Consider the following 9,560-nt stretch of genomic DNA (forward strand, 5'->3'; position numbering starts at 1 on the left):
GCTTTTATAATTGTTTTGCTCAATGAACGGGATGGGTTGTCTCAAGGTGAGATTGCTTTCACCTTAAGAAAAGATAAATCAAGCATCACTCGGATGATAGCGAGCCTTGAAACTAAAGGTATAATGCACAGAATTACTAATAGTTATGATCGTCGTTACTTTAAAGTATCATTAACAGATAAAGGTAAGAGCTTAGCTATAAATGTAATACCTTGTATTTCAGGAACTATTGATGTACTTGAAACAGGTTTTTCACTTGAAGAAATGAATGAATTACGCAGGCTTCTAATTAAGATGCGAGATAATATGAAAAAATGATTTGCGTACACCCGATAGTTGATATATCAACTATCGGGAAAGGAGGAGTATCATGTTTGAGCATATCAATCAAAATTATGAAGGAATAGACTTTTGTAATCAAGATTTGAGGTATGGCGAGCTAATAAGTTGCACTTTTCATCGTTGCACATTTGCTAACGGATCGTTAGAGGAGATTACAACGAGGAACTGTCGTTTTGTTGAATGTAATTTTCGGGGTGCCTCGTTAAATAGCTCCGTTCATAAAGAATCTGCGTTTGAGAATTGTAACTTTGCCGAAGCCAATCTATTTGTTTCGAAGTTTGAAAACTGCAAAATGACGGGTTCAGATTTTTCCAGTGCCAATATGGATGGAATCACCATATTCCAAGGGGATTGGTCTTATACGAATTTGAGAAATGCCGGACTGGTTAAGCAAGATTTGCGTGGAATTAAATTTTATGAATCTGACTTAACCGAAGCAAATTTAGAAAAAGCTGACTTAAGAAATTGTGATCTTACGAGAACAATGCTAGCTAGAGCGAAATTACAGGGAGCCGATGTAAGGGGAGCTAAAATGGATGGTGTGGATTTCAAATCCCTCACACTCAAGGGGTTACGAATGGATACAGAGCAAGCAGTGTTGTTTACACTTTCGCACGGTGCAAAAATGAATTAAATGACTATCGGTCTCATCCTTCGTTAAACTAACGAAGAACGATAGCTTAATGAGATACTAGTATAAGGTCGCACATGGGGCTTTCTTTTTTCTAATGGTGATGGGGATTCGGATCAAAATAGTTATATGACCAGTTTCTTGTCATTTATTGAATCAATTTCTTGTCATCCGACATAGATATATTCCTTCATCAATTGAGGAGTTAATGATCCAGTGCCAAAGTAAGATACAGAATGCCCCTTCTGTGGCTAGCTTTGACTATTTGTTTATTGAAATGCGATGAGGAAAGATGACGGTTCACCAGAGGCTTTTCTATGAAGTGGGCTTGGGTAATGGGGAAAGAAGGAAATTTAATGAATATGAAGAATTATTGAATGGGTTGTACTTTATAGAGGGAGATTACATGATGCCACTATTATTGCGCAGTACATTTGAAGAAGATTGGGATCAAATAAAAGCAATTTACCTCGATGGGATAGCGACAGGAAACGCGACTTTTCAGACATAGTACTACAAAGCTGTATAAACCATTGAAGAGGTCCCACAAGCCCTTAAATGATGATCTGGGGGCATTCAAGCACATAAAGCAGGATCGTGACGTAGATCGAGTCAGACAACGTTATATGCAGCTGACGAAACCCGAATTGGTTTATTTGTTAGTACGCATGGAACAATACATTGCTCATCAAAATCAGACTTGGTTAAAAACTGAATTTGGAAAATTTCAAAAGCAGCCAGATTGACTTGAAGAACGCTACGTATTAACATCAAATTAATTTCTATATATTGTAAAATGCGATGAGAAGGAAGAGTAATTAAGACCTCGAATTTTCAGAGAGCTCATGATAGGTGGAACATGAGTATTCGAACTTGATGAAAGAAGCCTTTGAGTAACAGACTGAAAAAGGGAGTAAGTCTGTCGGGATTTCCCGTTAGCGAAAATGCGCTTTTTGCGTGTAAAAGTGGGTTGTATTTACTCAACCAAATTAGGTGGTACCACGGAAGATAAACCTTTCGTCCTTAGCGGATGAAAGGTTTTTTTGTTTATAATTACAACTCTACGAAAGGAATGATTAAAAATGAGCTACAATACAGAGCTTGCTGATCTGTTATTTCCTGAAGTAACAATATCTCCAATTGAAATTTTTAGCAAATACCCGCCAAGAATTTTAGATAAATCAGCTATGGTGACTAGATTTGCTCCCAGCCCAACCGGCTTCATCACAATTGGCTCATTATACGCTACATTTATTTCTGAAAGATTAGCACATCAAAGTGATGGTGTTTTTTATTTACGAGTAGAGGATACTGACAAAAAACGCGAGGTGGATGGAAGCATAGCGGATATGATAGATGCCTTGAATCAATTCGGTATTGATATTGACGAAGGGCCAACAACATTGAAATATGAGTCAGGGGAATATGGACCGTACACTCAAAGTTCTAGGGTCTATATCTACAATGTGTTCATTAAGGAATTGATTAAACAGGGTCTTGCATATCCATGTTTCTGCAATTCAAACCAACTACAGAACATTAGGGATTTTCAACAAACTCAAAAAGTAACTACAGGTTATTACGGGCAGTGGGCTGCGCATAGAAACTTTACCTTGGACCAAGTCAAAGAAGAAATTAATGACGGAAAACCATATGTAATAAGACTAAAATCGCCAGGCAAGATAACAGGAAGGGTCATTTACAGAGATCTAGTTAAAGGTGATATTATTATGCCTGAAAACCACCAAGATATAGTTATTATGAAATCTGATGGCATTCCAACATATCATTTAGCCCACGTAATTGATGATTTTCTTATGGGAACGACCCATGTGATAAGAGGGGACGAATGGCTTTCATCAATTCCTATTCATCTTCAATTGTTTGAAGTTTTTTCTTTTAAGAAGCCTGAGTATGGACATATTGCTCCAATAATGAAAATGGATGGAGATTCCAAAAGGAAATTCAGCAAAAGAAAGGATCCTGATGCAGCAGCTAAATATTATCTACAAGAAGGGTATCCTAGTGAAGCAATTTGCGAGTATTTCATGACTTTAATTAGTTCCGGTTTTGAAGAATGGAAAATGAAACACTCTGATCAACCATATTCAAATTATAATGTAGACATCTGTAAAATGAATGTAAGCGGTGCTTTGTTTGATATAAACAAGCTAAACGACATCAGCAAGGACTTTGTCTCGCGTTTAAGTGCAGAAGAAGTATTAGATCGGGTACTCATCTGGGCCCAGAAATACGATATTCAGTTATATAATTTATTGACTAAAGATAAAGACTATTCAATAAGGATATTTAATATAGGACGCTCATCATCAAATAAACCGCGTAAAGACATTGCAAAATGGTCCGAGGTAAAATCATTTTTCGTGTACTTTTTTGACGAAATGATCGATTCTCCAACAAGTAGATCCACGGGAGATCTCCCTAAAACAATTCCTTACGGCATAGCAAAACAGCTCGTTAATGATTACTTAGAAGTTTATGATTCAAATGACGACCGAGAACAATGGTTTGAAAAAGTAAAGGATATTTCGGAAAAGCATGGATTCGCCAGAGACATGAAACTCTTTAAGAAAAACCCTGAAGATTATCAAGGACACGTCGGAGATGTTGCAACAATACTAAGGATAACTCTTACAGGTCGAGCAAATACTCCGGATCTGTACGACATCATCCAAACGATGAGTGATGATCGGGTCAGAAACAGACTAATTAAATTTTCTTCAGAATAAAGATAAAAAAAACGAAGCACATGAAAAAATGTGCTTCGTTTTTTTACAGGGAAAAGAACAACTTATTTTTCTATAAAAAGAAATTCACTTTATAATGTATGACACCAAATAATATAATAATAATAATAAAAACCTTGTTAGACATAGGGTTTATCCGAATTTCAGACATATGTATAAAATACTATGTAACTTACACATACACAAACTATAGAAAATGCTAGTATTTCTGTTAGTTTATATGGATTGTGTCACAATACAAGGAGATTCCTCAATAAAGATAAGAAAATAGGGAAGTAGATCGAGGAGTGGTGCGCTGTTAATCATAGGCACCCGATAAACAAAGGTTCATCCAAGATAATTTTTGTTATTTTGAATGGATCTTTGTTTTATTATTTCTATAAGAACATTGCTGATTTAGCTTTAAATACTATAAAAATAGGAGGGTGACTCCCCCTTTTGTGCTAAACTGATTATGATGTATTTTGTAGAAAAAGAGGGGATTATATCCATGTGTATTTATGGACGTGACTACACTCAGCTTATAATTGAAGAGATGGATCAATGGAAAGCGTTGAGGGAACAAGAGATCGTAAAACCGTTAAGCTTAATCAAGGTGTGAAAGAGTTTATTTAGAGAATACCCGAAAGCAGTGCGGCACTATATGAGTTTGTTCCCTAACCATTATATGGATATAGAGGACTTAAAGGATGAAACTGAACTTAATGAATTAGCAGAGATGTACCTTGAAATGCTGGATACTCCGGGAACGCCTGAGCGTACAGTCTTAAACTGGTTAAGGGAGAATAAAGCATATTTCATAATTGCGTCAATACTGAAATATTACAGCTTTGGACATCACGAAGCCTTCATATTTCCAGAGCTTAGGTTGGGTACAACGCTACAAGTTGACTTCTTGATTATCGGTAAAAATTCAGGTGGGTACGAATTTATCTTCATTGAGTTAGAGGCGAGATACGGAAAAATAACGATGGCTGACGGTGAATTAGGTGACGTGTTTAGAAAAGGAATTCGTCAAGTAAAAGATTGGGGGGACTGGCTCGAGGTTTACTTCACTTCATTTCAAGAAACGTTATTAAAATACAAGAATTTAGAGCAACCACTACCACTAGAATTTCTCAAACCTGACAGGACACGTTTTCATTATGTGGTTGTCGGTGGTCGTCGGACAGACTTTAATGAAAAAACATATCGTATTAAGCGGCGCATCAGAGAGGAGCAAAATATTGATTTACTTCATTACGACAATCTTTACGATACAGCAAAGGATATTATAGGAAAGCCTACATATTAAATTTAGGGTCAAACGGAGGCAATATGAAGTTAAAAACACTAATTATAGAAAACTTTAGGTCTTATAAAGAAGAAATACGTATCGAAATGTCTGATTTTACTGCATTCATAGGTGTAAATGATGCTGGAAAATCTACCATACTCGAAGCGATGGAGATTTTTTTTAATAACGAAGTAGTTAAAATTGATTCCAGTGATTACTGTGTTCATAGTGGTAGTAAGTTAGTTCAAATTGGCTGCATTTTTACAGACGTTCCGGAAAGAATTGTTATAGATTCAACCTCTACAACAAGTTTATCTCAAGAATATCTTTTAAATAATGATGGTAATCTGGAGATACATAAATTATATGATTGTTCAATCAAGTCACCAAAAGAAAGTGTCAACATTAAATGTATACACCCAACGAAGACTCAATTAAACGATCTACTGCAATTAAAAATTTCCGATCTAAAAAAAAGAATGAAAGAGCTGTCCGTTGATGAAAATCATATCGACCTCAGATCAAGCTCATCTATACGAAAAGCAATATTTAACCACTTCGATGGTCAATTACAGCTTTCTGAACGAAACATACCCTTGAACAAAGAAGATGGAAAAAGCATTTGGGAGACTCTTAGTCTTAAATTACCGATATTCGCATTATTTCAAGCAGATCGTCCAAGTAAAGACGATGATTCTGAAGTTCAAGATCCAATGAAGTTGGCAATAACTGAAGCAATCAGGCAAGTTGAAACTGAAATTAATCAAATTGTGGGAGAAATAAAACGAAACGTCGAAGAAGTTGCAACTCGCACGCTTCAACATCTCCAAGGATTTGATCCTGCGCTAGCCAACGAATTGTTGCCACAATTTAAAAATGATCCGAAATGGGACAGCTTATTTAAGCTTACTCTTACTGGTGATAATTCTATTCCAATTAATAAAAGAGGTAGTGGGGTCAGAAGGTTAATATTGTTAAGTTTTTTTAAAGCTGAAGTAGAAAGAAAGAGAGGTCAATCAGCTGTTCCCGTAATATATGCGATTGAGGAGCCCGAGACTTCACAACATCCATCAAATCAACTCAAAATTATAAAGACGTTGCTAGAGCTCTCAAATGAAGATAATTGCCAGGTTTTGATTACTACTCATGTACCGGCATTAGCTGGAGAGATTCCAATTGAATCTTTGCGATATATAACAGTTGATCCCGTTGGTAGAAAAGTTGTTCTCGAAAAAACAGAATTTGTCTTCGATCAAGTTGCATCAGCACTTGGTATAACCCCGGACATCTCCAAACCAGTTCCACCTGTAATAATTTGTGTTGAAGGTTCAAACGATGTAAATTTTCTAAGACACATCAGCAAAGTAATTCATCAAAAGGATAACTCCTTGCCAGACTTAACTCTAGACCCTAGATTAACTGTATTACCACTAGGGGGGAGTACTTTGGCAGACTGGGTTAAGCATCGATACCTTAAGAATCTCGGAGCTATTGAGATACATATCTATGATAGAGATTATGAGCCGCCAGCAGAACCAAAGTATCTCTTTTCTGCAAACAGTGTTAATCAAAGGCAGGATGGGTCAATTGCTTTTATTACTTCAAAAAAAGAACTGGAAAATTATATTCATCCAGAATGTATAAAAAACATAATGGGCCTAGATATCACATTTGGTGACTTTGATGATGTACCTAAGATGCTTCGTGACATTGGGGAAATGGGTGAATCCAAAATAAAGAAATGGCTCAATGATCAAGTTGCGGCAACTATGACGTACGAGCATTTATGCGCAATTGACAAAGAGATGGAAATAGAAAGTTGGTTTATAGAAATTTCTAAAAGACTAAATAGAGGAATGTTGATAGCTGAGGTAGCAGCGAGTACCGAAATTATATAATCAAAAAAAGCGGCAAGTAGATCACGAATGGTGACTACTTGCCGCTTTTAATTATGTTGTATATCTCAAATATCGTTCTTACCTCAGAAATTTCCTTTGTCAGTAACTCTCCACTAAAAACCTCAATCAATTCTTCTTTCGAAAGCTTATTTGAAAGAACAATCTCACCAAACCTAAAAAACTCGGAGAAAGACATATTCAGTGCTTTAATGATCTTCTCAAGGGTTTCTAACGATACATTACGCTCCCCACGTTCAACGCCACCAATATATGAGCTTTGTAACCGAATGTGCCAATTGAAGAGGTGGCCGGAGTCATTCAAGACTTGATTAAAGAAGGTAAGATCCAACACTGGGGACTCTCCGAAGCAGGAGTCGAGACGATCCGCCGCGCACATGCAGTGCAGCCACTCACTGCAGTTGAGAGCGAATACTCAATGATGTGGAGAGGCCCTGAACAAGAACTGCTGCCTACACTTGAAGAACTTGGAATTGGTTTTGTGCCATTTGCCCCGTTAGGAAAGGGATTCCTTACTGGTACAATCGATAAAAACTCAACATTCAGCAGCGATGATTTTCGGAGCAAGCAGCCTCGCTTTCAAGCGGAACATCTTGCAGCAAATCAGATTCTAGTAGACATAATCAAGAAGTTTGCTTCAGAGAAGAACGTTACACCGGCTCAAATCTCTCTCGCTTGGGTGCTCGCTCAAAAGCCGTGGATCGTACCGAATCCTGGTACGCGTAAACTAGAGCGCCTTGAGGAAAATCTTGCTGCAGTTAACGTTGAACTGACTTTTGCAGAATTAAGTGATTTGAACACTGCACTTTCGAAGATCGAGATATCTGGAGATCGTTACCCTGCAGGTTCGGATTATGCAAAAAGAGCCAGTAAATAAGGAAGTTAAAGACCACAATCTGCGAAACGGCAATGCTTTATGAAAGGAGGGATGGGCTCTGGATCGACTTTGGTCGAAATCATATGTTTTCATGATTATAGGGATGTTATTTCTATTCATAGCATTCTACTCGCTGACACCAACTCTTCCTCTATTTATTAAACAGATCGGAGGTACCGAAGCGCATGTGGGGCTGGCTACAGGAGTATTCATGCTGTCCGCCGTTGTTCTTCGGCCGATTGTTGGAGGACTCTTGGATAAGTTCGGCAGACGACCGTTTATTGTTTGCGGTCTAATTCTTTTTACTTTGGCGATGTATATGTATAGCTGGATCGGCGGAATTGTCGCATTGCTGGGTCTTCGAATACTGCATGGGATGAGTTGGGCTTTTTCCACCACCGCAATGATAACTGCAACAACGGATATGATCCCGAACGCTCGTCGTGGCGAAGGAATGGGGTGGTTTAGTTTGTCCATGACCTTGGCGATGGCAATCGGGCCATTATACGGACTATGGGTCATTGAGAATCTCTCATATCACTTCATGTTTCTATTTGCCGGTGCTCTTTCTGCCGTAGCGCTGCTATTGACTTTTGCAGCAAAAATGCCTTTTCAACCACAAAGGGAAACCCGGAGAATTGAGCTTTTTGAAAAATCGGTTTTTCCTGTCACCGTGACGGTATTCTTTCTGTATATCGCGTATGGTGGCATTTCTGCTTTTATTGCGTTGTTCGCGGACTCAATCGGAGTGAATGCAGCCGTATTTTTTCTTGCCTATGCCGCAACCCTGGCTCTAACTCGTCCCCTAGCAGGAAAACTTTCGGATCGACACTGAGAGTCATTTGTAATCGTGCCTTCACTTGTCATAGCGATTGTAGCACTAATTATTTTGAGTGTCTCGAGCGGAATGTTGGGATTGATTGTTGAAGCGATACTTTACGGTATTGGTTTTGGTTCTGCCCAACCGGCTCTTCAAGCTGCTACTATTCGCCTTGCCCGCCAGGACCGAAAGGGGTCGCGAACGCTTCTATACTGACAGCAACAGATCTCGGCATTGGATTGGGTGCAATCATATTGGGGGAGGTCTCCCACTATATGAACTATCAGGTTATGTTTATGGTTAGTGCGGTATCGGTTTTCATTTGCTTCTTGTTGTTCATCATTTTTGTGAAACGCTTGTTGATATGAGTGTGGTGGTGGAAATGTCGGACGACACAAACATTATCCGTTTCAAGGTCGCATATAATGCGGCTTTATTTTGTAATGGGACAATGTTTATGTCGTGAACCGACGACAAGAACATTGTCCCATTCTCAACTCACGACATAAACATTGTCCGTTTTTCGGAGTAGAAGAAAACATCACCGTAAACGTCCCTAGATGAGCAGGCAGGATTGTTTCCGTGTAAGATGAAAACGCTGCTGCAGCTCTGAGTGAAGCAGTATAGCATTGACTAGGTATAGTGAGAGTTAAGAGAAAGCAGCCAGCTTCAATTGAAAGAAAAGCTTGAGGAATCAGGCTTTTTATTTTTTATGTAGAGAGATTTGTGTCATTTGAAAATGCAATTCTCCCTACATTGTCGCGAAGTATAGTTGCACATGTTAATGAAAATATTGTTGCAGAGTGAGAAAATAAAGTATTAGACTGGCGGATGGATTAAGCTATCGGGCAGTTTAGCGGAGGAAACGAGATTTAACGAATTCTAAACCCAATAAATGTTGTATTATAGACTTATGCCAAAAAATTGGGG

Annotated in this window: 9 protein-coding genes, 1 pseudogene and 1 other annotated feature; of the genes and pseudogenes, 9 read left to right on the forward strand and 1 reads right to left on the reverse strand. The window is 38.3% G+C overall.

Annotation, left to right across the window (positions count from 1 at the left end; genetic code table 11):
• From GC093_RS22420 to GC093_RS22450, 7 genes are all read left to right on the forward strand, one after another.
• Positions 1-318: MarR family winged helix-turn-helix transcriptional regulator (locus GC093_RS22420; protein ID WP_171654146.1), on the forward strand; the 318-nt coding region annotated here is incomplete at its 5' end.
• A 52-nt stretch (positions 319-370) separates the two neighbouring features.
• Positions 371-976: a pentapeptide repeat-containing protein gene (locus GC093_RS22425; RefSeq protein ID WP_171654147.1), complete on the forward strand. Its 606-nt coding sequence runs from the start codon at positions 371-373 to the stop codon at positions 974-976.
• A gap of 289 nt (positions 977-1,265) precedes the next feature.
• Positions 1,266-1,484: a hypothetical protein gene (locus GC093_RS22430; RefSeq protein ID WP_171654148.1), complete on the forward strand. Its 219-nt coding sequence runs from the start codon at positions 1,266-1,268 to the stop codon at positions 1,482-1,484.
• 281 nt (positions 1,485-1,765) lie between these two features.
• Positions 1,766-2,001, forward strand: a binding site (T-box leader).
• Between the two features lie 54 nt (positions 2,002-2,055).
• Positions 2,056-3,723: a glutamate--tRNA ligase gene (locus GC093_RS22435; RefSeq protein WP_171654149.1), complete on the forward strand. Its 1,668-nt coding sequence runs from the start codon at positions 2,056-2,058 to the stop codon at positions 3,721-3,723.
• A 472-nt stretch (positions 3,724-4,195) separates the two neighbouring features.
• Positions 4,196-4,342: a hypothetical protein gene (locus GC093_RS22440; protein ID WP_171654150.1), complete on the forward strand. Its 147-nt coding sequence runs from the start codon at positions 4,196-4,198 to the stop codon at positions 4,340-4,342.
• 66 nt (positions 4,343-4,408) lie between these two features.
• Positions 4,409-5,035, forward strand: a complete 627-nt coding sequence (locus GC093_RS22445; protein ID WP_171654151.1) for a Shedu anti-phage system protein SduA domain-containing protein — start codon at positions 4,409-4,411, stop codon at positions 5,033-5,035.
• Between the two features lie 23 nt (positions 5,036-5,058).
• On the forward strand, positions 5,059-6,915 hold the full coding sequence (locus GC093_RS22450) for an ATP-binding protein (protein WP_171654152.1): 1,857 nt from the start codon (positions 5,059-5,061) through the stop codon (positions 6,913-6,915).
• 34 nt (positions 6,916-6,949) lie between these two features.
• Here the strand turns inward: GC093_RS22450 and GC093_RS22455 are convergent, their stop codons facing one another.
• Complete coding sequence (locus GC093_RS22455) at positions 6,950-7,312, reverse strand: helix-turn-helix domain-containing protein (RefSeq protein ID WP_171654153.1); 363 nt, start codon at positions 7,310-7,312, stop codon at positions 6,950-6,952.
• Here GC093_RS22455 and GC093_RS22460 point away from each other — a divergent pair.
• Positions 7,205-7,810, forward strand: a complete 606-nt coding sequence (locus GC093_RS22460) for an aldo/keto reductase (RefSeq protein WP_171654154.1) — start codon at positions 7,205-7,207, stop codon at positions 7,808-7,810. The genes GC093_RS22455 and GC093_RS22460 overlap by 108 nt on opposite strands.
• A gap of 58 nt (positions 7,811-7,868) precedes the next feature.
• Positions 7,869-8,998, forward strand: a pseudogene (locus GC093_RS22465) (MFS transporter).
• The last annotated feature ends 562 nt before the right edge of the window (positions 8,999-9,560 follow it).

This window comes from Paenibacillus foliorum, from assembly GCF_013141765.1.
Lineage (GTDB): Bacteria > Bacillota > Bacilli > Paenibacillales > NBRC-103111 > Paenibacillus_S > Paenibacillus_S foliorum.

Coding starts and splice junctions, on each gene's coding strand:
- GC093_RS22440 (WP_171654150.1), top strand. CDS start 4,196: ATGATGTATTTTGTAGAAAAAGAGGGGATTATATCCATGTGTATTTAT.
- GC093_RS22435 (WP_171654149.1), top strand. CDS start 2,056: ATGAGCTACAATACAGAGCTTGCTGATCTGTTATTTCCTGAAGTAACA.
- GC093_RS22430 (WP_171654148.1), top strand. CDS start 1,266: ATGACGGTTCACCAGAGGCTTTTCTATGAAGTGGGCTTGGGTAATGGG.
- GC093_RS22425 (WP_171654147.1), top strand. CDS start 371: ATGTTTGAGCATATCAATCAAAATTATGAAGGAATAGACTTTTGTAAT.
- GC093_RS22455 (WP_171654153.1), bottom strand. CDS start 7,312: ATGTGCGCGGCGGATCGTCTCGACTCCTGCTTCGGAGAGTCCCCAGTG.
- GC093_RS22450 (WP_171654152.1), top strand. CDS start 5,059: ATGAAGTTAAAAACACTAATTATAGAAAACTTTAGGTCTTATAAAGAA.
- GC093_RS22445 (WP_171654151.1), top strand. CDS start 4,409: ATGGATATAGAGGACTTAAAGGATGAAACTGAACTTAATGAATTAGCA.